Raw genomic sequence first — 22,283 nt, 5'->3', positions numbered from 1 at the left:
TATTTATGTGTATAACTAAAATAAAAATATAATGACTTTGAGATTTAAAATAATTTTTTAAATAACAATTAATCCTCCTAAAAGTACAGGAAAATAAAATAATTAAAATTTTAAAATAAAATTAGTTTATAAATTTAAAAAATAAGGCGTAAAAAACCAAATTTTAAATCAATAAAATAGTTAAAAAACAGAGAAAATAAGATTAAAAAATGTCATGGTCAACTCCTTAAAATTATGGAGTTCTACCACCGAATTACCGCGAATTAATTAGGGTGGTAGAACGGAAAGGGGTTGACAGACTGGGATCCATAGAACCAGCACGCACGGGGCGTCCCCCAACCGTCCTACCGCAAAGAAGGGGGACGCAAGGGTCCAGCGAATTATAGCAGAACTACAATCCGTGGTGGATCAACGGTCTGTCAAAACCGGCTGGCAATGTAGGCCAGCAAAGAGATAATAATCGGTGATTTTAAATACGTCAATTTAATATTTAAAATATTTTTGATTTAATAATAAAACTAAATAGATTTTAAAATAAAAATATTATTATTAACTTTTTATTTATATTCGATGAGAAAAAATAATAAATATAGAAATGTTTTGCCAGTTCCAAAAAAGAACTTGGTTGTTAAGATCTATTTTTGTCGTTTTATAGAGATAAGAATGGAACGTGTTGTCATCACAGGTATGGGAATTAATTCTTGTATTGGAAATACATTAGAGACAGTAACTGAGTCCTTAAAAGCAGGCCGCTCTGGCATTCGCTATAACGATGTCTATGCAAAACTAAACTTTCGAAGTCATGTGAGCGCCACTGCCGAAATGAATTTTGAAAATATTGATCCAGAATTAAAAAAACACATGGGCGTTTGTGCCATGTATGCCTACAACTCGGCACTCGATGCACTACAAAACGCCAAGCTTGAGGTAAATGACATTGCCAACAACTCAAAATATGGCGTGATTGGAGGAACAGGTGGCAGTTCGACAGCTTCCATCATCGACATGCTGCATAGCTTAAAAGAAAAAGGCGCAAGCGAAGTATCGCCCGATTTAGCGCCACGCTACCTCACCAGTACTATTAGCTCTAACCTATCGCGTGCTTTCAACCTAAAAGGCGTATCCCAATCGGTTGCGAGTGCCTGCGCGACTTCAGCCGATGCAATTGGCTATGCATATCACCTTATTGCCGCTGGTAAACAAAACCTCATGCTGGCAGGCGGCGGCGAAGAAGACCATTGGTCCCAAACAGCAATATTCGATGCGATGGGCGCCTTATGCTCTAAATATAACGATGCACCAGAAACGGCTTCACGCCCATATTCAAAAGATAACGATGGCTTTGTTATTGCTGGCGGCGGTGGCATGGTGATTTTAGAGTCTTTAAGCCATGCCCAAAAACGTGGAGCAAAAATTTTGGCAGAAGTGGTTGGCTATGCTGCCAATAGTGATGGTGTCGATATGGTGGCTCCAAGTGGTGAAGGCGCGACACGTTGCATCAAATTGGCACTCGCAGAAGCCAAGCAAAACGGCTCTGAAACCATTGACTATATCAACACGCATGGCACTTCAACGCCGGCAGGCGACATTCCTGAACTATTAGCCATAGAAAGAGCTTTTGGCAGTGAAAAAGTACCGCCACTCAGTTCGACCAAGTCGATGACTGGGCATAGTTTGGGGGCAGCAGGCGTACACGAAGCTATTTATTCTATTTTAATGCTGCAAAATAACTTTATTGCGCCGAGTATTAATATTACCGAACTGCGCGAAGAAGCTAAAAAGTTCGATATTGTTCAAACAAGCCGAGAAACCGAGCTAAAAACCGTCATGAGTAATAGCTTTGGTTTTGGTGGGGTAAATACTTGTCTTGTTTTTAGAAAATGGGAAGGATAATTTAAATACGAAATATATGGGCGTGAGAAAAAGAATAAAAGGTGGCCCATACAGTTTTATAAGTAATCGAAATTTATGGTTAAATTAGTTTATATTTACTGTCTTTAAATTAAAAATTAATAGAAAGATGAAAAAAATTTTAGTATTAGTCATGGTCATCTTAAGTTCACAAGTTTCTTGTGCTCAAAAAAGTGAGAATAAAACCGAAATGAGTATTAAAAATTCTAATTCTATTGTGATTCAACAATTAGAACAGTTTAAAACACAAGATCATTTTGCTGGAGATGGACAGCTATATACGGGTGTTCAAGAGCCTGCATTAGCTATAAGTTTAAATAGTAAAGTGGCTGATACTGCCCAAGCTTTTATTACTCTCTATCAACAAAAAAATGAGCCAACCAAAGCAGAACTTTTACGTGTCCTTGCTCATGGAATCAGCCAAATCGATCCTGATACGCTTGATACAGAAGATCGAGAACAAGTGGCAACCACATTTGAAAGTTTTCTCGATATTGTAGGCCTAGAAAGTTCAGATGGAATTTTAAATAAATGGTTATACGGTGAAGAAATTGGTGAGTTATTAGAGAAGGATAAACATTAAGTTTTAGTACTTCATTCTAAACTTTTAAGCATTTCTTTAGTATCTGAATCACCTGCATTGGTAGTTTTTTTGCACTATTTCTTTGCAGTTGTAGGTCTTTCAGAATACTTTCTCTATTTAAATATATTTATGAATTTCATTAATTTGAAAATTGGTTTTATTTTGTTGATTTTTAATAATAAATTCAAATTATATTTCGGTGTTTTATAGCAATTAAAATAGTTTGGATTTACTGTTTAAATACTCATTTAATAAGTAGGTAACGTAAAAATAGCATATTGAGGCTAGTTACATTTTGAAAATGAGTATATATAGACAGATTAGTCTTTTTTTAATTAAAATAGGGCTTAAATATAAGTTTGATTGATAATAAAAATGCAGATGAGTGTGTCGAGTATATTGGAACGTCTAGGCCTTGTTTCACAAAATCGTGCTGTTCATATCCAGTTCTCAAATCAGTCTTTAAATCAGCAAGTCTTCTTACAACGTATTGAAGGCGAACATACCCTTAATCAGGGCAGCGTAGCTGAGTTACTGTGCCTGTCGACCAACGCGCATATTGCATTAAAACAATTCATTGGCTGTCAGGTTGCCATTGATCAGGTCACTGACATGGGCCAATTTTTTAGAACGACAGGTATTATTACCGAAGCAAGCCAAGGGCAAAGCGACGGCTCACTCACCATTTATAATCTCACCTTAAAAGACCCAACTGCACTTTGGCATAAACGCCGTAATAGCCGCGTGTTTATGAATAAAAGCGTGCGGGATATTAGCGAAATTCTATTTAAGGAATGGCAAGGCAAAAGTCCGCTGTTTGCCTCAAGCTTAACCCTTGATACATCTGGCTTAACCAAAGACTACGATGTGCGTCCCTTTGTGATGCAGTCTAACGAAAGCGATTATGACTTTTTAACTCGACTTTGGCGTAGCGAAGGCATCAACTGGCTGGTCGATGAATCACAGCTTTTAGTTGCTGACCTGAATGCTTCCATTCAGCCACAAGTGCTACGTTTAATTGATGAAAATCAAAATTATCAAGCTCTCGAACGTCGTAGCCTTCGCTACCAACGCAGCAGTGCGACAGAACAGTTCGATACCATTACCCAAGTTAAAGCTGAGCGAAGCTTACAGCCGACTTCGGTACATATTCAACGCTGGCAAGCCGATGCCTTACAACAAGAAGAAGGTAGTGGCAGCGTACAAGGCACCCAAAAGCACAGTGAACACTATGACAATGCTAGTCTAAACCTTGAAGATGCATGGCACGTTAGCCCTGCGTGGATGCAAGACTTAAAAGGCGAAGACCAAGCCACTGCTTCAGGCAATAGCCAGATTGAACAGGTCAATCAGAACATCAATGCTTACCATCATCTGACTTCTAAACAATTTACCGTTTCAGGTAATGTCCGCGATGCACAGGTGGGTTACTGGTTTGAACTCAATGACCATCCGGAACTCGACCAGCATGACAGTGCCGATAAAGAGTTCTTGATCTTAAGCAAGCGCTACTACAACCAGAATAATTTACCGAAAGAATTACAACAGCAAATCGAACGCCTATTACCACAAAACAAACTCAAGGCAGCCGAGCTAGATACACAAAACCCTGAGCAACGCCACTTTGCTGAGCTGAATGTCGTTCGACGCAATGTTAAAGCTGTACCTGAATATAACCCGCTAGAACACCGACCAGCAGCTTACCCGCAGCGCGCTAAAGTGGTGGGACTAGAAGGCGAAAGCATTCATGTTGACCAGTGGGGACGTATTAAAGTCCGCTTCCTGTTTACTCGAGCTGATGACCATAGCCATGATGGTGGAGCCGGTAGTAATGACAATGACACCGACTCTGCTTGGGTCGATGTGCTGACCCCGTGGGCGGGCGCAGGGTATGGTGCACGCTTCTTACCACGTGTCGGCGAGATCGTGGTGATTGACTTCTTTGATGGCAACATTGATCGCCCATTTGTGGTGGGACGCATTCACGAAGCTGAACGCCATCCAACCCAGTTCGACCAGAAAGGCCAATTACCTGATACCAAAAAGCTCAGCGGCATCCGCTCAGAAGAAGTCGATGGCAAAGGCTTTAACCAACTCCGTTTTGATGACACAACAGGGCAAATCAGTGCCCAGCTACAAAGTAGCCATGCAGCCAGTCAGCTCAACTTGGGTAACTTAAGCCATCCAAAAGACAAGGCGGAAAGCGACGGTCGTGGAGAAGGTTTTGAACTTAGAACTGACCAGTGGGGCGCGGTACGAGCTGGCAGTGGTTTACTTATTAGTACCCATAAACAAGACCAAGCTCAAGGCGTGCACCTAGAGGCAAGCGAGGCCAAGCAACAAATTGAAGGCGGTCTTAGCAATGCCAAGGCACTCAGTGAAGTTGCTAAAAATCAGCAAACTGACCCGTTAGAACATTTAGAAAACCTAAAATCGTTTATTGAAAAGCTTGAGCAGCAAGACAACGCAAAAGCCAAAACTTTCAAAGATGCGATCATGCTACTGGCAAGCCCAAATAGTATTGCGGTCGCGAGTAATGAAGACATTCACTTAAGTGCAGATGGGCAGCTCAACCAAACTGCGGGTGATAGCATCAACCTATCTACCCAAAAGAACCTGATCGCACACGCCCAAAATAAAATTAGCCTTTTTGCAGCGCAAGAAGGGGCAAGACTCTATGCAGGCAAAGGTAAAGTCGAGATACAGGCACAAGGCGATGGCGCCGATTTAATTGCCCGTAAAGCTGTTCAGGTGATTTCGACCGAAGACAAAATCGAAGCGACCGCATCCAAGGAAATTGTGCTCACAGCAGGCGGCTCTCAAGTCAGAATTACTGGTTCGGGTATTTTTATGACCACAGGCGGTAAGTTTGAGGTGAAGGCTGGGCAACATTTGTTTATGGGGGGCGGGAGTGTAAATAGTTCATTACCGTATTTACCTGAACAAGGAAAACAAAAATATGGTGTATGGTTCGATGTAATGGATAAACAAGGAAATAAACTGAAACCAGGCACGGGATATATTATTTTTGATGAAAATGATAAAGAAATTGAACGCGGTAAGTTAGATAGAACAGGCTTGGTTAAGTTGGAAACTGAAGAGCCGAATAAGCAATATAAAATACATGTGGTGATAAACGATGGGCACTGAAGCACAAGCTTATGCTAATTTGGTTAAGACAACAATGGGAACGGTTAATCCTGTGCCAGCGATTGTACCAGTTAAACTTACAGTTTATACTCAAAGTTTTACAGCATTTATTGGTGGGGCTGCTGATAAATACCCTTTTATATATGGAGATGTAAAACTACCAGGTGTGGGAGATGCTTTAGGGCCTACAGAAATTGTTGGTAATTATGCAAAAAATTTTAATACGGGAAATACAAAAAATTTAAAACAATATTATGGCTATGAGGAGGCTTATAATAATAGAAAAGTAACCATTCCTGTAGCTTCCGGTAAAAGAAATGCTTTTAAAGATATTCTTGAGGTTTATACGAAAAATCCACAAACTCAAATTAATATTATAGGTCATAGTTTGGGTGGCTGGAATTCATCTGGTTTAGTTACAGAACTGAACAAAGCAGGGGTACCAGTCAATTTATTAATTACTATTGACCCTGTTGGAGTTTTATTATCAAAAACCACTCCTCCAAATATATTAACTACTCCAGCAGTAAGAGCCCAAATTTATTTACTAGCACCAGAACCTGTTGCAAATAATTGGATAAATGTTTTTTGTAAACCAAATAATAATGTTGTCAACGATATAAAGAATACGGTGGGATGGGAAGGCTATAAACCAAAATGGAAAGGGTATCATCCTAGCCCTACGAGTTATACAACAGATGATGCAATTGCTGATGCTGGAGGGCAATGGGATAGTTATCCAAAAGAACACAGCAATACATTTCATGAAACTAAATTTAGTCACGCTTGGTTTAGCAAAATGATGCGTGAAACAATACCTAGTATATCTAAATCACCAGAGCAAATATTGCAAGCCGAATTAAAAAAGGTTCAAGTAAAATGAAATTTTTATCATGTATATGGATATTTTTATTATTTGGTTGTACTTCTAAAAATATAGATTATCAATCTACCGATATTAATTTTGGAAAATTTAAATATTTCCAATCTATGTATAGTGGAGAAAAAACATACCAAGGTTTTGTTACAAGCTCCTCTTCTTTAAAAGAAATTTCTGAAAAAAATGCATTTCCTATTTCTAAGCTAAATTGTTTGGAAAATCAGTTTATGGTAAGAGGTGGAGTAGACTTAGATTCAGAAGAAATTAATAATCAATTATATAAATATATCGCACATGTCGAAATATGTAAAAATGATGATTGTTCAGTCGATATTAAAAAAGCAAAAATTGATACTGAATGCAGAATTGAATTAAGAAAAAATTACTCAAATGATGCTTATCAATCAAATAAAGCAAAGTTGACGAATGCTAATTTTGAATAAAATCGAGTGTTGGTGCTAAAGTTGATCTGTAATTTATTAAGTTGAGAACTAGAAATGTAATAAACCCACCAAAGCGGGTTTATTTACATGTTCGGGTAGTTTGGATCACTGCCGCCCAAATATTTCAACAGAATTTTATTGTAGTGGTGATGGTAAATTTAAAAAGGAATATACTTGCAAATTTGATTCTAAATAAAAATGTTTTACAGATTGATAAATAGTTTATGAGAAATGTTGTAATAATTATATCAACTCTATCATTGTTAGGTTGTAATCCTTTAGCCAAAAATGAGAAAGAAAATTTTAAGGATATAACCCTTAAGAATTTAACTTACTCACGTCTGGATGGTATGAGTGGTGATATTTTTAAATTTAATTTAGAAACAAATGATGATTTAAATAAGATTTATCAAGAGAATAATTATAAATATTCACATTTTAAGTGCGATAATATTAAAAATTACTTTGTGACAGGAGCTATCTCTATCTCAGTCGAGGGAGAGAAGTTAAAAAATGGAAAATATACTTCATCTGGGTACTTCAAAGTCTGCGAAGATGAATCCATGAATGTATGTATTGATAAGAATCAATTGGAAAAATTGTTAACTAGCAATATTTCTTGTAGAGTAGTTTTTGGGGGCTTATTACAAAGTACTAAAGTTGTAGCAGATAATATTTTAATATCAAAAGAAGCTATAAGAAAATCCAATTTCCAATAGAGTTTTTAATGAAAAAATTTCTTTACCTATTGGGGCTAATTTTTTTAAGTGGATGTAGTGAAAAAATTTCAAATTTCACAATAGATCATATTGTGAAAAGTAATGAAAAATTAAATTTTGCTATGAAAATTGAAGATAAGGAAGTTTTAAATAAAATAAAAAAATCATCATCAAAAAAGTTCATTTGTGAAAATATGATTGATCCTCAGCAAATATTAGATGTGGATATCGATAGATTTGAGAATAATCAAATTGAGGTATCTGTAGAGTTCTGCTCAAATAATGATGATAAAAGCTGTGAACCTATAGATATCAGTTCAGTTAAAAAAATCAATTTAGAATGCCAAGCAATTTTCTCTGCAATGATTGGTAATGTCTCTAAATCAGGAAAATTTCCAATTGTATGGGAGGGAAAATAATTTGTTTAAAAATCTGAAACTTAAATTGATAACTTTAGGTATTCCCTTATTACTTATGGCAGGATGTGGTCACGAATATACAATTGAGCCTGAAAGACTTCCAGTAGCCTATGTGGGAAAGGCATATAATCAGCAATTGAACATATCCGGTGGTAGAGTGATACCATATTCTTTTGAAGTTAAAACTAATTTCCCAAGTGATATGAATATCTCTATTGAGCCAATAGATCAAAATGAAGCAGATGCTTATAACAATTTAAAAATTTCTGGAGTTCCAAAATATAAGGGAACTTTTACGATTCATATATATGCAGGTTTTTATGCTAGTGGTGATGGGAATTTAGATAAGACCTATGAATTTGTAGTTAAAGAATAAAAGATATTTTTAATAAGAAGGGGATATGAAAAAGAATTTATTAATTACCTTATTAATTTTACTTTTCATCATACCGTCTTTATTAAATTATTACTTCTGGAGTCGTATAAAAGCACCCGAAATTCATGTTTTAGAGAAACCCTTACGAATAGCATCAAATTTCGATAACTATTCATCATATACAATCCTTCCAGCAGGCACAGTTCTATATGATGATAGTGATTCTTTAAATCGAAGAGTAATAGTCTATTTTAACTTACAAGGTGTAGATTTTAAGTTTGAAAAACAAGATCCAGATATTTTGAAGCAACCTAGTGAAGTCAGTGCTATAAGGTCAGTAGACTTGCCAGATTTACTAAAAGAAGTTCCTCTGACTAAAAAGATATTTATTTAATTATTAAACATGATGAAGGTATCAATGATTCTGTGCGTTCAATTTTATTTAAAAAATACAAAATTGATCCTTCAGACTATGAGAAATAATTAAAGAATTCTGATGCATACACACATCAATTTAAAAACGAGAAGAAGCCTAATTAATTACGCTTCTTCTCTCATAAGACATAGTTTAAGCAGCTTGAATGGCTTCACCACACAGAGAAACAGTTTCTTGTTTATGCTGGTGTAAGTACCAGAACTGATCCGCAACTGTTTCTGGATGTACCGCGTAGGTTTTATCCTTCGCTTCAGGGGTTCCATCTACAAAACCATTTACAATCACTTGGCTCACGTAAACATTTGAGTCAGCAAGACTATGAGCAAGCAAATTGGTGGCTTTATATTGAGCGGCAGCAGTAGTTGCTAATGATGAGTACTCTTTGGCAACCAAGTCGATACCAACAGCATCGAAAGCAAAAATTCCATTTGTCGATAAAATGCTACCGTGGTTCTTTTCTAAATCACGTAAGCAAGCTTGTACTGTCGCAATATAGCTTGAAACACGAATATGAAAGCTTTTAGTAAGCTCTAGTGGAGGGGTTTTTAAGATATTGCCTTCAATATCATGGAAAGCATTCCAATGAATATTTTTAATCTCTCCTAATTGATCTTTAATGCGTTTAATTAGGTTTGGTATATCTTCAAGAACCGCTAAATCACATGTAAAAGCGTAAGCTTCAATACCTTGTGTTTTAAGTTCTAAAATGGCTTTTTCGAGTTTTTCAGCATTGCGCGCCACTAAACCGATTTTATAGCCTTCTTTACCAAACTTATGTGCCACGGCTTTGGAAATACCTGTTCCATAACCAAAAATTATAATATTGTTGTTCATTATAAAGTTCCAAAAAACCAATTATTTGGTTAGAAATAGTTTATAATATGTTTTTATAATGTATTCAAGCGAAAAAATTAAATCTAAAAATAATGCAGAAAGAACAAGACAAAATATGAAAAACACTCATCAATCAGTTTGGTTTGAATGGTCCAGATGGCGTAGCTTTTATTAAATATTTTTAATTTTATAAAAATATAGAGTCATCATTTTCAAATTGCAGAAATGTTTACCCATGAAATAATTTTTTAGTTTGACTTCTTTATTAGTCTATCTTAAATTAATTGGAACGATCGTTCCTGTTAAGTGTGTTTATGCGAACCAAAGAATTTGAAACTGATGAAATTGCTGATGCTGCAATGCAGGTTTTTTGGCGTCGTGGTTATGCTGCAACTTCAGTTCAAGACTTGGTTGACGGTACGGGACTATCCAGAAGTAGCCTTTACAGCACCTTTCAAAACAAACAGGGTCTTTATCAAAAAGCGTTACAGCGTTATGAGATTTTAACCACGCTTAACAATGTGAAGCTGTTGTCTGGTTCAGGTTCACCAAAAGCACTGATTCGGCAATTACTGATAAATGTGGTTGAAGATGAGCTGAATGATTCAGAACACAAAGGCTGTCTCGTTGCAAATGCTTGTTTGGAACTGGCTGGGCATGATGAAGATGTCTCACAATTCGTTGCAAGTAACCTACAGAAACTTCAACATGCTTTAGAGAGTTTATTAATTAAAGCTCAACAATCTGGTGAAATTGCTTCTACCCAAAACCCGCGTGCGTTAGCAAGTTTCTTTCTAAATACTATGCAAGGTTTACGTGTTTTAGGGAAAGGCAGTCCATTTGAACAAAGAAAGCAATGTTTAATGGATGTAGTCGAGGTTGCTTTAAACGTTTTATAAAACTCATTTAAACCTTAACTATGCTTGAGTTGAATAGTTAAGGTTTTTATTTAACTTAAATTGGAATGATCATTCCAAAATAATGATTTTAGTTCACATGGAGAACAAATGTCTTCCCATCCTAACCTGATAAAACAAGCTTATAGCGATACAGAGCAGAGTAAGTACGCTTTAAAAGAATTTGAGAGTAAATCTTTATGAATACTAAGAGTAATGAAACATCTCATCAGTTAACTGATGAATTCTCTACTCAATTACCAATTTGGAAACTGTTGGCTTTTACAGTTGCAGGCTTTCTGACCATTATGACAGAAACCATGCCAGCAGGGCTTTTGCCTCAAATCAGTCAAGGCTTACATATTTCAGAAGCTTATGCAGGGCAGCTTATAGCAGTGTATGCCTTAGGTTCTGTTTTAGCGGCAATACCGCTGATTAGCCTTACACGTAGTTGGAATCGGAGACCCTTATTACTCAGTGCTATTGCAGGGTTACTTGTATTTAACGCGATTACTGCCTTATCAAATGACTATACTCTGACTTTGATTGCTCGTTTTATTGCAGGGATGGCAGCGGGTGTTATTTGGGGGCTTTTAGCGGGTTATGTAAGACGCATGGTCTCTACATCGTATCAAGGACGAGCTTTAGCAATTGCTGGGGTTGGGCAACCTATTGCTTTATCAATAGGGGTGCCTTTGGGTGCATGGTTGGGAACATTGTTTGAATGGCGTGGCGTGTTTTGGATCATGTCTTTACTAGCATTGATTTTATTTATCTGGATTCGTTTTAGTATTCCTGATTTTGCAGGGCAGTCAGCGCAAAAAAGGTTACCCATTTTAAAAGTTCTTTTAATGCCAGGCATCAGAGCTGTTTTAGCAGTCGTCTTTCTTTGGATATTGGCGCATAGCATTCTCTATACGTATATTTCACCTTTTTTGGCCTCGACAGGGCTGACATACAAAGTTGAGACTATCCTGTTTATATTCGGCATTTCTTCAATTGTTGGCATTCTCATTACAGGCATGTTCATCGACCGTTCATTAAGAAAAATAACGCTTTTAAGCTTATTTATCTTTGCAATCGCGACCGCGCTCTTGGGTGTTTATAGTTCTTCAAGTTTTGTCGTGCTGGTGGGTGTTGTGTTATGGGGAGTTACTTTTGGTGGGGCTCCGACATTATTACAAACAGCTTTGGCAAATACCGCGGGTCACCAAGCAGATGTAGCGCAGTCTATGTTGGTCACGGTATTTAACCTTGCTATTGCATTCGGTGGAATGATTGGCGGAGGACTGCTTGAAAGTTTTGGGGCAGCTTCTTTTCCGTGGTTTATGCTGGCTTTTGCCCTGATCGGGTTATTTACTGTTTACCATGCTCGGAAACATGGTTTTATTTCTTCATAAAAGACTTTTGCCCTTCATGACTAAAAAATGAAGGGTAATTTACTTTTTATAGTTTGATGCACTTTTGTCAAAAACAGTTAATGCTTTGGTAAAATAAACCGAAAAAAACAAATAAAGTGGAATTTAAATATAACTAATTATGGCTAAATGGGAATAAATTCTTTTAAATTTGTCTAATGACGTAAAAATTCCCAAAAATATTAAAAATTAGCTTTTCTTAGAAAAACAATCCCGCAGGGTGCTGGCTAAACTATATCTCAAGGGTGTGATAGGGATCGAAAAGAGTAGCATGCACCAAAACGTATAACGTTAGTGTGTACTCACCCAAAAGGTCTCGATTCGGCTTAGGACGCTATAGATCAAAAGTTTATAGGCATAAGGTTCTAACTTACAAAGTTATAATTGTTGAAGTAAACCATAGATGTTTTCCCTTGACACCCTAAAAAATTCTCTATAATAAAAACGATACTTTACAAGAATATAATTTAATGAATAAGCCTTATCTTTCCGCGCTACCTACCGACAGTCAAATCTCATCTCAATTGAACAATGCTTACTTCCACGACTCGTGGAGTATTGTGCTTGGTCAGCCCGACCTAAATGTATTTCAGCAGCTTATTAAGCTATTTCAACACACTCCAGCGTGGATAGAGTGGAGCATGAATATACGTAATAAAATTACTTCAAAGATTGGGCTTAAAGACTTAGGAAGTTTTAAGCAAATAGATACGAATAAAAAAGAAAATGAGTATGTCGCAGGCGACCGAATTGGAATTTTTACCTTACGGCAGCGTACCGAAAATGAGTTAGTGATTGGAGACGATGACAAGCATTTAAATGTGACTTTATCTGTTTATAAGAATGAAAAGACTCAAGTACTGACCATAACCACAGTAGTACATATTAAAAATTGGCTTGGAAGACTCTACATGGTTCCTGTGATTCCTGCACATCGAAAAATAGTGCCAGCAACTTTACAAATACTGGGTTAAAGCATTCTTTTTATTTACGATGTTGTCGCCTGAAATCGCCTATATAATATCCTTATGATCATAATTGCGAGCTGTATAAAATGGAGAATAAAAACCAGTGTCGCCAATGCGCCGTATGCGGAAAGAATTTCCCGTTAAAAGATCTGGTTTCAGGCGAAGTTATTCGGAATGTGATTAGTGAGGAAATTATTCAAGATCATCCGGATTGGTCTTTCTCAAGCTTTATTTGCCGAGCAGATCTGGCAGATTATCGAATTAAATACGTTCAATCACTATTACGCTCCGAAAAAGGCGAGTTAACTAATTTAGAAAACGAAGTGATTGGCAGCATGCAACGCCATGAGCTGATTAGCCGAGATACCGAATCCGACTTTGATCAAAAATGGACGTTTGGGGAAAAACTGGCAGATAAGATTGCGACATTTGGTGGTAGTTGGGCTTTCCTGATTTGCTTTGCCATCTTTTTAATAGGCTGGATTATTCTAAATACGGTCGTGATGGTGGTACGTCCTGTCGACCCTTATCCATTTATTTTGCTTAATCTGGTTTTGTCATGCTTAGCGGCAATTCAGGCGCCTATTATTATGATGAGTCAAAACCGTCAAGAAGCCAAAGACCGTTTGCGTTCTCAACATGACTATCAAATTAATTTAAAAGCCGAGCTTGAGATTCGTCATTTGCATGAAAAAATGGACCATCTTTTATCGCATCAGTGGGAAAGGCTTGCACATATTCAAGAAATTCAGCTTGATCTTTTAGCTGAAATGAATAAAAAGCGATAAAGATTTTTCGAGTTTCACGTGGAACATGATGAAAGCTTATAGATTGTTTTGCGGTAGGTCTCAAATTTCTTTATGATTTGCCGCCATGCTCCATTGCTGTTTCTACGACCATGCCTTTGAACGACAACTTTGTTTACGCTCCACCACAAGATCCGCTTTCAATTTTATTTGAAGATGACGATTTAATTGTGGTTGATAAACCTGCGGGATTGTTGTCGGTGATGGGTCGCTTACCTGAGCATCATGACAGCGCTTATTTAAGGGTGCTAGAAAAGTTCCCCTTGGCTAAAGTGACGCATCGTTTAGATATGGCAACGTCGGGCTTACTTATGTTTGCCAAGCACCGTGATGCAGAAGTCGCGGTAAGTAAAATGTTTCAGGCCAGAACAGTCAAAAAACATTATATTGCGTTGGTGCAAGGCCAAGTCACAGAAGAGGGCAGTGTTGAAGTTCCGCTCATTACTGACTGGGAAAATCGCCCAAGACAAATTGTACATTTTGAACTAGGCAAACATGCTAAAACCTTGTTTCAGCCTCTCACCTATGACGAGAAAACAGATCAAACGCGAGTATTACTTGAACCAGTCACAGGCCGTTCGCACCAGCTCCGTGTGCACATGATGCACATTGGACACCCGATTATGGGTGACAAGTTGTATCACCCTGAACCAAAACGTTTTCATTTAAACCGTATGGCGTTACATGCTGCCTATCTGGCTTTTCAGCATCCATTGAAAGGCACAGATGTAGTCATTCAATCCCAAGTGCCTTTTTAAAATTTACATACAATTAAAAATTCAATTTGATGCAATTGGGAACGGAATATATACCCAAACTGCAATAAAAGTCGGGTATTCTAAGTCCGAATAATATTAATACTGCGACAACAACAAGGATCACTTTATGACTCGTGACTACGAACAATTTCCAGATGACGATAACGGCAATGTACTTTGGCAAATGGCTGAAGATGGGGATGATTTAACCGAGCAGCATGAAATTGAATTTTCAATTGCATTTCAAGATCAAAAAAATGCTGAGCAATGTGCACTTTACTTACTTTACCAAGAACAAAAAGTTTCACTTTTCCAAGATGACTCTGTTGAGCCGAATGAGTGGGTAATTACCATCTTCGTCAACATGGAACCTGAGTATTCAGACATTGTTGACTTAGAGGAATGGTTTGCTAGCATCGCTGAAAAATTTCAGGGCGAATATGACGGATGGGGCTGTATGGCCTATGTCTTTGAGGAAGAAAGTGAAGAAGACGACCTCTTACAATAAGGTCTAAAAAGAGTAGGAGATACTCATGAACTTATCTCAAAAACAAATTGCGGTACGGTTTTTAGAACTTGCCGCAGCAGGCGAAGTTGATGAAGCCTACAGCAATTACACTGCGCCTAACTTCAAGCATCACAACCCTTATTATGCGGGTGATGCAACTTCGTTGAAGGAAGGTATGCGTGAAAGCGCGGCTGCAAATCCCAATAAAGTCTTTGATGTCCAACATGTCATTGAAGATGGGACTTTGGTTGCCGTACATTCGAAACTTGAAATGCAAATGAATGACAAACCTACCATTGTGGCTGTGGTTCATATTTGCCGTTTTGAAAATGGAAAAATTGCTGAGCTTTGGGATATCGGGCAAGTACAGCCTGAACCGCTTGTAAATGAAAATGGCATGTTCTAATAAAAAAGCCCGAAATAATTCGGGCTTTTTTATTTTATAGATGAATTAAAACTTCCACTGTGCCGAAATTGAAGCATTTAGTGGCTCACCCGGTTGAATCCATAAATCGCTGTAGCTTGAAACATAGTAAGTTTTATCAAACAGATTGTTTATATTCAGCTGATAACGTAAGCGGTCCGATGGGGCATAGTAAGCATTTAAGTTCACGAGGGTATAGCTTGGTAAATTAAAGCCATTATCAAGGTTATGTCCGCTACGTTCGCCCACATAAGTAAGGTTGGCACCTACACCTGCTTTTGTTGAGCCTTCTTGTAGAAACTCATAATTGGTGCTTATTGCACCTTGGTGTTTTGGCACATTGCTCAGACGAGCACCTTTTGGCAAGTCTTGGTCTTTTTCAATTTGAGCATCGGTATAACTATAGTTGGCATTGACGAACCAGCGGTCAGTGATTTGGCTATTTAAGTCAAACTCAATTCCTTTACTACTCACTTCGCCTGCTGCGGTTTGAAAGTTACTGTCGATCGGGTCGGTTGTAAGTACATTTCGTTTTTTCATTTTAAACAAAGCGAGACTCAGCACACTTTGGTCATTCACTTTATATTTGGTGCCGATCTCGTAGCTTTCGCCTTTTTCAGGGGCAAAAGTCTGACCGTTTCGGTTCATACCACTATTCATGGCAAATGAGCGGCCATAGTTTGTATAAAACGCCCATTGCTCAGAGGCTTTGAAATTTACTCCGAAACGCGGACTATTTTGATGAAGTGTCTGGTTGTTTTCAGTCTGCGTCAGATGATTTTTAAAGTCTTGCTCGACCTGATCAAAACGGTTACCAAATAGCACACTCCACTGATCATTAAAAAAGATCTGGTCTTGTACATTAAGCGCAAAGTAACGCTGATGTTCTTTGGTATCGGTAAACGGTGCTAGGTTTGGTAAATATTTGCCATATTCAGGTTGGTAAATATCAATTGTGTTTGGCATGCCAGCACTGTGATTACGACGAAGCTGGTTTTGTTTATAGTCGAGTTGACCAAGCTCGGTTGAAAGTAAAATTTCATGGCGAGCCCACGAAGTATCAACCTTGCCAAGTAACTCTGTCTGAGCCAGCACGTCTTCACTTGTATAATCACGATAGCGGCGTTGACGCTCTAAAGTACGGCCATCGGCTTGCATACGACGAGGTTCGGTTGCAAAGCCGACCATTTTAGCATCTTTATAACTGACAGCACTATTTAGCTTCCAGTCAGGGTTAAATTCGTGACTCAGACGTAATTGGTAAAAGTAATCTTTTATTTTCAAATCGCCGTCGTCAGGTTCACCTGTAAAGGTTTTCGGGTCCATCACAAACTGGTGATTGACGGTGCTGACACCACGGTCAAAGGTTCCTTTGTGCTCTGTAAATTCACTGTCAAAGTCGAGTTGTGTTTGGTCTGAAATTTTCCATGTGAGCTGCGGTGAAAAGAACCAGCGTTCACTACTGACATGATCACGGAAGCTTTGATTATCTTCATGAGCCACGGCTACACGATAGGCCAGTTCATCGTTAATAGGCGCCGTGTGTTCTAGACTAATTCGATATTGTTCTTGGGTATTGGCACGTAGGTTAACTTCACTTTCGCTTTCCCACTGCGGTTTTTTACTGTTGAGGTTAAGCAAGCCTCCAGTTTCGCCGCGACCATATAGAGCAGCCATTGGCCCTTTTAAAAACTCTAAAGATTCAATATTTACGACATCTTTTGGAGCACTAATCCCTCGGTTGACACTCAAGCCGTTACGAATCATAGAAGCACCTAAATTGGGATCGGTACTAAAACCACGGAAAGAGTAGTTATCCCAAAAGCCGCCACCAAAACTGTTTTGATGAAAAACCCCACTCACCAAGCTTAATGCGTCATCAATCCGTTGAACGTCTTGTTGTTCCATCATTTGTTTCGAAACATAAGCACGGTTAAAAGGGACATCTAAAACATCGTGAGAAAATTTAGTCGCCGAGCTATTTTGGCTCACACCTTCTTGGGTACTTTCAGCCTGAACGCGTATGGTCTCAAGTACTGTTGAGGTTTCGTCTCCCCAAGAGAATGTTGATATAAAAGATAACCCTAACGAAGACAACAATCCTAATTTGTGTTGCATAAATAATCAGCCATGAAAGACAAAAGAACTATAATGTAATAGTATAACGTTACATTATTTTATTGATTACCGCTATGTCTTTAGAAAAGAATATTGAACGTTTACAGTCGATTGATGCATTGCGTGGTTTGGTGATCATCATTATGTTGCTCGACCATGTAAGAGAAACTTTCTATTTACATAAACAGGTTACCGATCCAATGGACGTAACAGTAACAGAACCAGCATTATTTGGCAGTCGATTATTGGCACATATTTGCGCTCCGGTTTTTGTACTTTTAACCGGTATTTCTGCATTTTTATTTCAATCAAAAAAACAGGACTTACAACAAACGCGTACATTTCTATTAAAACGCGGCTTATTTTTAATTGTGTTAGAGCTTACCCTTGTGAATTTTGCATGGACAGCAACTTTTCCACCTGAAGTCATTTATTTACAGGTGATTTGGGCGATAGGTATTAGCATGGTGGTGCTAGCGTGCTGTGTAAGTTTGCCTTTGCCAGTTCTTGCTGGTGTAGCTTTGGTCATTATTTTTGGGCATAACCTGCTAGATTCTGTGCACTTCTCACAAGGCATCCTACAGAATATATGGTTCGTTTTACATGAACGTGGCTGGCTTGAGTTTGCAGGTATCAAGCTTCGTACAAGTTATCCGGTTTTACCTTGGATTGGTGTGATTTTATTGGGCTACGTATTAGGCCAGTTGTTTAGTTCAAAATATACAGCAAAGCAAAGAAGCCGCGCTTTAATCAGCCTTGGTTTAGCAAGTATCGGGCTATTTGTTTTATTGCGTTTTATCAACGTCTATGGTGACCAGCCGTGGCAGTATTTTGAGTCATTACAACTGAGCCTTATGAGCTTTTTTAACCTCACCAAGTATCCACCGTCTTTGTTATTTATTTTGCTAAATGTTGGAATTGGCTTGATTATGCTCGTTGCTTTTGAACGTATGCAGCAATACTCATTTTTAAAACCATTGGTCGTGTTTGGTTCGGTGCCGATGTTCTTTTATTTATTACACTTATATGTGCTGAAACTCATGTATGTGTTTGCACTCAGTGTGTGGGGAACCAACTACGGAAGTTATTTGTCGGTCAACCATGTGTGGATGCTGTGGTTAATCACAATTGTGCTGTCTTTTGCACTCTACCCAGCAGTTAAATGGTTCTCTAAGTTCAAACATCAAAACAAACATATTTCGATTTTAAAATATTTCTAATTTTCAAACCTGAGTAAAGCGAGTTTAGAGAGAACTCGCTTTACTTACTCACATCTAGATATAGAGTTTCTTTCACTTCTTCCATGACCACATAACTGTGTGACGATGCCGAAGCGGGAAGTTTCTTTAATAGATCTCCCAATAAGCGACGGTATGCGCTCATTTCCTTTAAGCGCGCTTTTACAAGGTAGTCAAACTCACCTGAAATAAGATGACATTCGAGTACTTCAGGAATCTCAACGAGGTCTCTGGCCACTTGGTCAAATACATCGCCTGATTTGGCAGATAACTTAATTTCTAAAAAGACGAGAAGGTTACGGTCTACGTAAGCTGGGTTTAGACGGGCGTAATAACCCATGATAATGCCATCGCGTTCAAGGCGTTTTACACGCTCTGAACAGGGGGTGGTCGATAGGTTGACTCTCGATGCCAATTCACTAATCGCAATTCGTCCTTCGCGCTGCAAAATGTCCAGAATCATGCGATCTATACGATCTAGGGGGCGCATAGATATTTCCTCTTTTTTTAAAATTCTCGTGAGAAAAACATAAATTTACCTAGATTATAGCCTGAAAAACAGTGAAATAAACTATTGAAGCAGAAATATACTAGTGAAATAAACTGGTGTGCGTGAGGGAATGGAAATGCGCGTAATTGTTTTAGGTAGCGGCGTTATTGGAGTGGCAAGTGCCTATTATCTAGCTCAACAAGGAGCTGAGGTCACTGTTCTTGATCGCCAGTCAGGTCCTGCTGAAGAAACAAGTTTTGGTAATGCAGGTCAAATTTCGCCTGGGTATTCGACTCCTTGGGCAGCACCAGGAATTCCTTTTAAAGCTGTGAAATGGATGTTCCAACACCATGCACCGCTTGCGATTAATTTAGATGGCAGCATGTGGCAGTTACAGTGGATGGCGCAAATGCTAAAAAACTGTAATCCACAAAGCTATGCTGTAAACAAAGAACGTATGATGCGCGTGGCTGAATACAGTCGCGACTGCTTACGTGAACTTAGAAAAGATACGGGTATTAACTACGAAAACCGTGCAAAAGGCACGTTGCAGTTATTCCGTAAAGAAGCACAAATGGAAGCGGTTCAACGCGATATTAGCGTGCTACAAGAGTGCGGCGTAAGCTACGAATTATTAAATGGCAACGAACTTGGTCGTGTAGAACCAGCGTTGGCAAATGCACAAGATAAACTCGTTGGTGGTTTACATTTACCAAATGACGAAACAGGCGATTGTTATTTATTTACCAATGCTTTAGCTCAAATTGCTAAAGAGTTGGGTGTTAACTTCCAGTTTAATCAGAACGTAGAAAAATTGATTGTTGAAGGCGATCAAATTAAGGGCGTTCAGGTCAATGGTAAGATCTTAACCGCAGATCGTTATGTACTAGCGTTTGGTAGTTATTCACGTGATTTCTTGAAACCACTTGATCTACAGTTACCTGTATATCCTGTCAAAGGTTACTCGTTGACGATTCCTATTGTTGACCCAGCTTTTGCTCCGCAATCTACAGTGCTTGATGAAACCTACAAAATTGCGATTACTCGTTTTGACCAACGTATTCGCGTAGGTGGAATGGCAGAGTTAAGCGGTTTCAATTTAGGTCTAAACGAAGATCGCCGTGCAACCTTGCAAATGGTGACTCAGGACTTGTTCCCGGGTGGTGATATGGCACAGGCGTCTTTCTGGACGGGTCTACGTCCAATGACTCCAGACAGCACTCCAATTATTGGTGCGACTCGCTTCAAAAATCTGTTCTTGAATACAGGTCACGGTACTTTAGGCTGGACCATGGCGTGTGGTTCAGGAAAATTAATCAGTGACATCGTATTGAATCATAAGACTGATATCAGTACCGATGGTCTTTCAATTCAGCGTTATTCACACGCACATGCGGCTTAACAGACGTTAGGAAATTAATCATGCCTCGTCCTATTACCGCAGTCATCCACCGTCAAGCCTTACAAAATAACTTGGCGGTGGTACGCAAGGCTATGCCAAACAGTAAGGTCTTTGCCGTTGTAAAAGCCAATGCTTATGGACATGGCATTGAACGTGTTTATGAAGCATTTAAAGCAGCAGATGGCTTTGCCTTACTTGATCTTGATGAAGCAAAACGAATTCGTGCTCTAGGTTGGACAGGTCCAATTTTGTTGCTCGAAGGAGTTTTTTCTCCTCAAGACTTATTCGATTGTGTGCAGTATCAACTCAGTTTCACCATTCATAGTGAAGCGCAAATCGAGTGGGTAGAAAAGCATCCTTATCCAGCTCAATTTGATGTTTGCCTAAAAATGAACAGTGGTATGAACCGTCTTGGTTTTAAACCACAGCACTATGTTCAGGCTTGGGAACGTTTAAACAACTTGGTGAACGTATCCAAGATTACGCACATGATGCATTTTTCAGATGCAGATGGCGAGCGTTTCGGCCAGCAAGGTATTGATTATCAAATTACTGTCTTTGAAGAAATTGTAAAAGATTTACCGGGTGAAAGATCGGTAAGTAATAGTGCAGCAATTTTGCGCTATCAAGATCAGCTCAAATCAGATTATGCCCGTAGCGGCATCATGCTCTATGGCAGCTCGCCAGATTACCCGACCCATAGTATTGCGGATTGGGGCTTACAACCGACCATGAGCTTACGCAGTGAAATTATTTCCGTTCAGCATTTAGAACCGAATGAAAGCGTCGGTTATGGCTCAAACTTTGTCGCAGAGCAACCCATGACGATTGGGATTGTGGCTTGCGGCTATGCCGATGGTTATCAACGTATTTCACCAACAGGCACACCTGTTTTAGTGGACTCTGTCCGCACTCGTACAATTGGCCGTGTCAGCATGGATATGTTGGCAGTCGATTTAACGGGCATTGAGAGTGCCAAAGTCGGCAGTGAAGTTGTACTTTGGGGCCAATCAAGTACAGGCGTCGTTTTACCTATTGATGATGTCGCAGTTTCATCCGGTACGGTGGGCTATGAACTGATGTGTGCTGTCACCGCCCGTGTTCAATTTATTAATCAGGTATAAGGAAATCCGAATGTCTAATTCAGATATACAAAAGATTAACACTAACGAAGTCATGAGCGCCGTGACTGTTTTTAACAAAGTGGTTTATCTGTCAGGTCAGGTACCTAAAAATACCGAGCAAGACGTGGCAGGCCAAACTCGTGAAATTCTTGCAACGATTGATGAACTTTTGGCATTAGCCAATACCGACAAATCTCGCTTGCTCTCTGCACAGCTCTATTTGAAAAATCTTTCTGACTTTTCAACCGTAAATGCAATTTGGGTTGACTGGTTAAAAGGGTGTGTTGCGCCATCGCGTGCCACAATTCAGGCCGATTTGGTCAATCCAAATTGGTTAATTGAAATTGCCGTGACGGCAGCACAAAAGTAATTCGTTTTTACT

Annotated in this window: 22 protein-coding genes and 1 pseudogene; 20 read left to right on the top strand and 3 right to left on the bottom strand. The window is 38.8% G+C overall.

Features of this window, described 5'->3' with window-relative positions; translation table 11 throughout:
- Positions 1–663: 663 nt before the first annotated feature.
- The 9 genes and pseudogenes from I8T81_RS18315 to I8T81_RS18275 all read left to right on the top strand — a co-directional run bounded on the left by I8T81_RS18315 (position 664) and on the right by I8T81_RS18275 (position 8,964).
- Complete coding sequence (locus tag I8T81_RS18315) at positions 664–1,893, top strand: beta-ketoacyl synthase N-terminal-like domain-containing protein (protein WP_198071804.1); 1,230 nt, start codon at positions 664–666, stop codon at positions 1,891–1,893.
- Between the two features lie 127 nt (positions 1,894–2,020).
- Entirely contained in the window at positions 2,021–2,494 is a 474-nt protein-coding gene (locus I8T81_RS18310) for a DUF4844 domain-containing protein (protein ID WP_198071803.1), read from the top strand.
- A 375-nt stretch (positions 2,495–2,869) separates the two neighbouring features.
- On the top strand, positions 2,870–5,644 hold the full coding sequence (locus I8T81_RS18305; RefSeq protein WP_198071802.1) for a type VI secretion system Vgr family protein: 2,775 nt from the start codon (positions 2,870–2,872) through the stop codon (positions 5,642–5,644).
- On the top strand, positions 5,634–6,527 hold the full coding sequence (locus tag I8T81_RS19000) for a hypothetical protein (protein WP_227602143.1): 894 nt from the start codon (positions 5,634–5,636) through the stop codon (positions 6,525–6,527). The genes I8T81_RS18305 and I8T81_RS19000 overlap by 11 nt, the downstream gene beginning before the upstream one ends.
- The gene (locus I8T81_RS18295; RefSeq protein WP_198071801.1) at positions 6,524–6,967 is read left to right on the top strand and encodes a hypothetical protein; all 444 of its coding nucleotides are present in this window, start codon (positions 6,524–6,526) and stop codon (positions 6,965–6,967) included. Before I8T81_RS19000 ends, I8T81_RS18295 begins: the two co-directional genes overlap by 4 nt.
- Before the next feature lie 224 nt (positions 6,968–7,191).
- Positions 7,192–7,686 carry a hypothetical protein gene (locus I8T81_RS18290; protein ID WP_198071800.1) on the top strand — a complete coding sequence of 165 codons (495 nt, stop codon included), beginning with the start codon at positions 7,192–7,194 and terminating at the stop codon, positions 7,684–7,686.
- Positions 7,687–7,694: 8 nt separating this feature from the next.
- Complete coding sequence (locus tag I8T81_RS18285) at positions 7,695–8,105, top strand: hypothetical protein (RefSeq protein ID WP_198071799.1); 411 nt, start codon at positions 7,695–7,697, stop codon at positions 8,103–8,105.
- The gene (locus I8T81_RS18280) at positions 8,059–8,481 is read left to right on the top strand and encodes a hypothetical protein (protein ID WP_198071798.1); all 423 of its coding nucleotides are present in this window, start codon (positions 8,059–8,061) and stop codon (positions 8,479–8,481) included. The genes I8T81_RS18285 and I8T81_RS18280 overlap by 47 nt, the downstream gene beginning before the upstream one ends.
- A 25-nt stretch (positions 8,482–8,506) precedes the next feature.
- Positions 8,507–8,964, top strand: a pseudogene (locus I8T81_RS18275) (hypothetical protein).
- Between the two features lie 85 nt (positions 8,965–9,049).
- Here the strand turns inward: I8T81_RS18275 and I8T81_RS18270 are convergent.
- Positions 9,050–9,751, bottom strand: coding sequence for an SDR family NAD(P)-dependent oxidoreductase (locus tag I8T81_RS18270; RefSeq protein ID WP_019457949.1), 702 nt, complete (start codon positions 9,749–9,751; stop codon positions 9,050–9,052).
- Between the two features lie 314 nt (positions 9,752–10,065).
- Here I8T81_RS18270 and I8T81_RS18265 point away from each other — a divergent pair, with 314 nt between their 5' ends.
- The 7 genes from I8T81_RS18265 to I8T81_RS18235 all read left to right on the top strand — a co-directional run bounded on the left by I8T81_RS18265 (position 10,066) and on the right by I8T81_RS18235 (position 15,511).
- Positions 10,066–10,650 (top strand): TetR/AcrR family transcriptional regulator, encoded by a 585-nt coding sequence (locus tag I8T81_RS18265; protein WP_198071797.1) that lies wholly within the window; start codon positions 10,066–10,068, stop codon positions 10,648–10,650.
- Between the two features lie 197 nt (positions 10,651–10,847).
- Positions 10,848–12,047, top strand: coding sequence for an MFS transporter (locus I8T81_RS18260; protein WP_198071796.1), 1,200 nt, complete (start codon positions 10,848–10,850; stop codon positions 12,045–12,047).
- A 488-nt stretch (positions 12,048–12,535) separates the two neighbouring features.
- On the top strand, positions 12,536–13,039 hold the full coding sequence (locus I8T81_RS18255; RefSeq protein ID WP_198071795.1) for a DUF2867 domain-containing protein: 504 nt from the start codon (positions 12,536–12,538) through the stop codon (positions 13,037–13,039).
- Between the two features lie 80 nt (positions 13,040–13,119).
- Entirely contained in the window at positions 13,120–13,821 is a 702-nt protein-coding gene (locus I8T81_RS18250; protein ID WP_004706012.1) for a DUF1003 domain-containing protein, read from the top strand.
- 110 nt (positions 13,822–13,931) lie between these two features.
- Positions 13,932–14,597, top strand: coding sequence for an RluA family pseudouridine synthase (locus I8T81_RS18245; RefSeq protein ID WP_174735432.1), 666 nt, complete (start codon positions 13,932–13,934; stop codon positions 14,595–14,597).
- A 127-nt stretch (positions 14,598–14,724) separates the two neighbouring features.
- Positions 14,725–15,105 (top strand): ribonuclease E inhibitor RraB, encoded by a 381-nt coding sequence (locus I8T81_RS18240; RefSeq protein WP_198071794.1) that lies wholly within the window; start codon positions 14,725–14,727, stop codon positions 15,103–15,105.
- 25 nt (positions 15,106–15,130) lie between these two features.
- A complete protein-coding gene (locus I8T81_RS18235) occupies positions 15,131–15,511 on the top strand; it encodes a nuclear transport factor 2 family protein (RefSeq protein ID WP_198071793.1) in 381 nt (126 codons plus the stop codon).
- 45 nt (positions 15,512–15,556) lie between these two features.
- On the opposite strand, the gene I8T81_RS18230 is transcribed toward I8T81_RS18235, so the two are convergent.
- Complete coding sequence (locus I8T81_RS18230; protein ID WP_198071792.1) at positions 15,557–17,647, bottom strand: TonB-dependent receptor; 2,091 nt, start codon at positions 17,645–17,647, stop codon at positions 15,557–15,559.
- 74 nt (positions 17,648–17,721) lie between these two features.
- Here I8T81_RS18230 and I8T81_RS18225 point away from each other — a divergent pair, with 74 nt between their 5' ends.
- Complete coding sequence (locus I8T81_RS18225; RefSeq protein WP_198071791.1) at positions 17,722–18,867, top strand: DUF1624 domain-containing protein; 1,146 nt, start codon at positions 17,722–17,724, stop codon at positions 18,865–18,867.
- Between the two features lie 40 nt (positions 18,868–18,907).
- On the opposite strand, the gene I8T81_RS18220 is transcribed toward I8T81_RS18225, so the two are convergent.
- Positions 18,908–19,375 (bottom strand): Lrp/AsnC ligand binding domain-containing protein, encoded by a 468-nt coding sequence (locus I8T81_RS18220; RefSeq protein ID WP_001247568.1) that lies wholly within the window; start codon positions 19,373–19,375, stop codon positions 18,908–18,910.
- A 136-nt stretch (positions 19,376–19,511) separates the two neighbouring features.
- On the opposite strand from I8T81_RS18220, the gene I8T81_RS18215 reads away from it, so the two are divergent.
- Genes I8T81_RS18215 through I8T81_RS18205 form a run of 3 tightly spaced genes read left to right on the top strand, consistent with a single transcriptional unit; the run spans position 19,512 to position 22,271 of the window.
- The gene (locus I8T81_RS18215; protein ID WP_198071790.1) at positions 19,512–20,777 is read left to right on the top strand and encodes a D-amino acid dehydrogenase; all 1,266 of its coding nucleotides are present in this window, start codon (positions 19,512–19,514) and stop codon (positions 20,775–20,777) included.
- A gap of 20 nt (positions 20,778–20,797) precedes the next feature.
- Complete coding sequence (gene alr / locus I8T81_RS18210; RefSeq protein ID WP_198071789.1) at positions 20,798–21,901, top strand: alanine racemase; 1,104 nt, start codon at positions 20,798–20,800, stop codon at positions 21,899–21,901.
- A 10-nt stretch (positions 21,902–21,911) separates the two neighbouring features.
- A complete protein-coding gene (locus I8T81_RS18205) occupies positions 21,912–22,271 on the top strand; it encodes a RidA family protein (RefSeq protein ID WP_000071348.1) in 360 nt (119 codons plus the stop codon).
- Positions 22,272–22,283 lie beyond the last annotated feature (12 nt).

The organism is Acinetobacter seifertii (assembly GCF_016064815.1).
GTDB lineage: Bacteria > Pseudomonadota > Gammaproteobacteria > Pseudomonadales > Moraxellaceae > Acinetobacter > Acinetobacter seifertii.
This window is presented reverse-complemented; position numbering and strand designations above follow the sequence as displayed.

What these genes read in the sequence shown, in the direction of transcription:
- I8T81_RS18250 (WP_004706012.1), top strand. Translation starts at nt 13,120, where the DNA reads ATGGAGAATAAAAACCAGTGTCGCCAATGCGCCGTATGCGGAAAGAAT.
- I8T81_RS18265 (WP_198071797.1), top strand. Translation starts at nt 10,066, where the DNA reads ATGCGAACCAAAGAATTTGAAACTGATGAAATTGCTGATGCTGCAATG.
- I8T81_RS18270 (WP_019457949.1), bottom strand. Translation starts at nt 9,751, where the DNA reads ATGAACAACAATATTATAATTTTTGGTTATGGAACAGGTATTTCCAAA.
- I8T81_RS18260 (WP_198071796.1), top strand. Translation starts at nt 10,848, where the DNA reads ATGAATACTAAGAGTAATGAAACATCTCATCAGTTAACTGATGAATTC.
- I8T81_RS18240 (WP_198071794.1), top strand. Translation starts at nt 14,725, where the DNA reads ATGACTCGTGACTACGAACAATTTCCAGATGACGATAACGGCAATGTA.
- I8T81_RS18245 (WP_174735432.1), top strand. Translation starts at nt 13,932, where the DNA reads ATGCCTTTGAACGACAACTTTGTTTACGCTCCACCACAAGATCCGCTT.
- I8T81_RS19000 (WP_227602143.1), top strand. Translation starts at nt 5,634, where the DNA reads ATGGGCACTGAAGCACAAGCTTATGCTAATTTGGTTAAGACAACAATG.
- I8T81_RS18315 (WP_198071804.1), top strand. Translation starts at nt 664, where the DNA reads ATGGAACGTGTTGTCATCACAGGTATGGGAATTAATTCTTGTATTGGA.
- I8T81_RS18205 (WP_000071348.1), top strand. Translation starts at nt 21,912, where the DNA reads ATGTCTAATTCAGATATACAAAAGATTAACACTAACGAAGTCATGAGC.
- I8T81_RS18285 (WP_198071799.1), top strand. Translation starts at nt 7,695, where the DNA reads ATGAAAAAATTTCTTTACCTATTGGGGCTAATTTTTTTAAGTGGATGT.
- I8T81_RS18235 (WP_198071793.1), top strand. Translation starts at nt 15,131, where the DNA reads ATGAACTTATCTCAAAAACAAATTGCGGTACGGTTTTTAGAACTTGCC.
- I8T81_RS18295 (WP_198071801.1), top strand. Translation starts at nt 6,524, where the DNA reads ATGAAATTTTTATCATGTATATGGATATTTTTATTATTTGGTTGTACT.
- alr (WP_198071789.1), top strand. Translation starts at nt 20,798, where the DNA reads ATGCCTCGTCCTATTACCGCAGTCATCCACCGTCAAGCCTTACAAAAT.
- I8T81_RS18280 (WP_198071798.1), top strand. Translation starts at nt 8,059, where the DNA reads ATGTCTCTAAATCAGGAAAATTTCCAATTGTATGGGAGGGAAAATAAT.
- I8T81_RS18255 (WP_198071795.1), top strand. Translation starts at nt 12,536, where the DNA reads ATGAATAAGCCTTATCTTTCCGCGCTACCTACCGACAGTCAAATCTCA.
- I8T81_RS18290 (WP_198071800.1), top strand. Translation starts at nt 7,192, where the DNA reads ATGAGAAATGTTGTAATAATTATATCAACTCTATCATTGTTAGGTTGT.
- I8T81_RS18230 (WP_198071792.1), bottom strand. Translation starts at nt 17,647, where the DNA reads ATGCAACACAAATTAGGATTGTTGTCTTCGTTAGGGTTATCTTTTATA.
- I8T81_RS18225 (WP_198071791.1), top strand. Translation starts at nt 17,722, where the DNA reads ATGTCTTTAGAAAAGAATATTGAACGTTTACAGTCGATTGATGCATTG.
- I8T81_RS18305 (WP_198071802.1), top strand. Translation starts at nt 2,870, where the DNA reads ATGCAGATGAGTGTGTCGAGTATATTGGAACGTCTAGGCCTTGTTTCA.
- I8T81_RS18220 (WP_001247568.1), bottom strand. Translation starts at nt 19,375, where the DNA reads ATGCGCCCCCTAGATCGTATAGATCGCATGATTCTGGACATTTTGCAG.
- I8T81_RS18310 (WP_198071803.1), top strand. Translation starts at nt 2,021, where the DNA reads ATGAAAAAAATTTTAGTATTAGTCATGGTCATCTTAAGTTCACAAGTT.
- I8T81_RS18215 (WP_198071790.1), top strand. Translation starts at nt 19,512, where the DNA reads ATGCGCGTAATTGTTTTAGGTAGCGGCGTTATTGGAGTGGCAAGTGCC.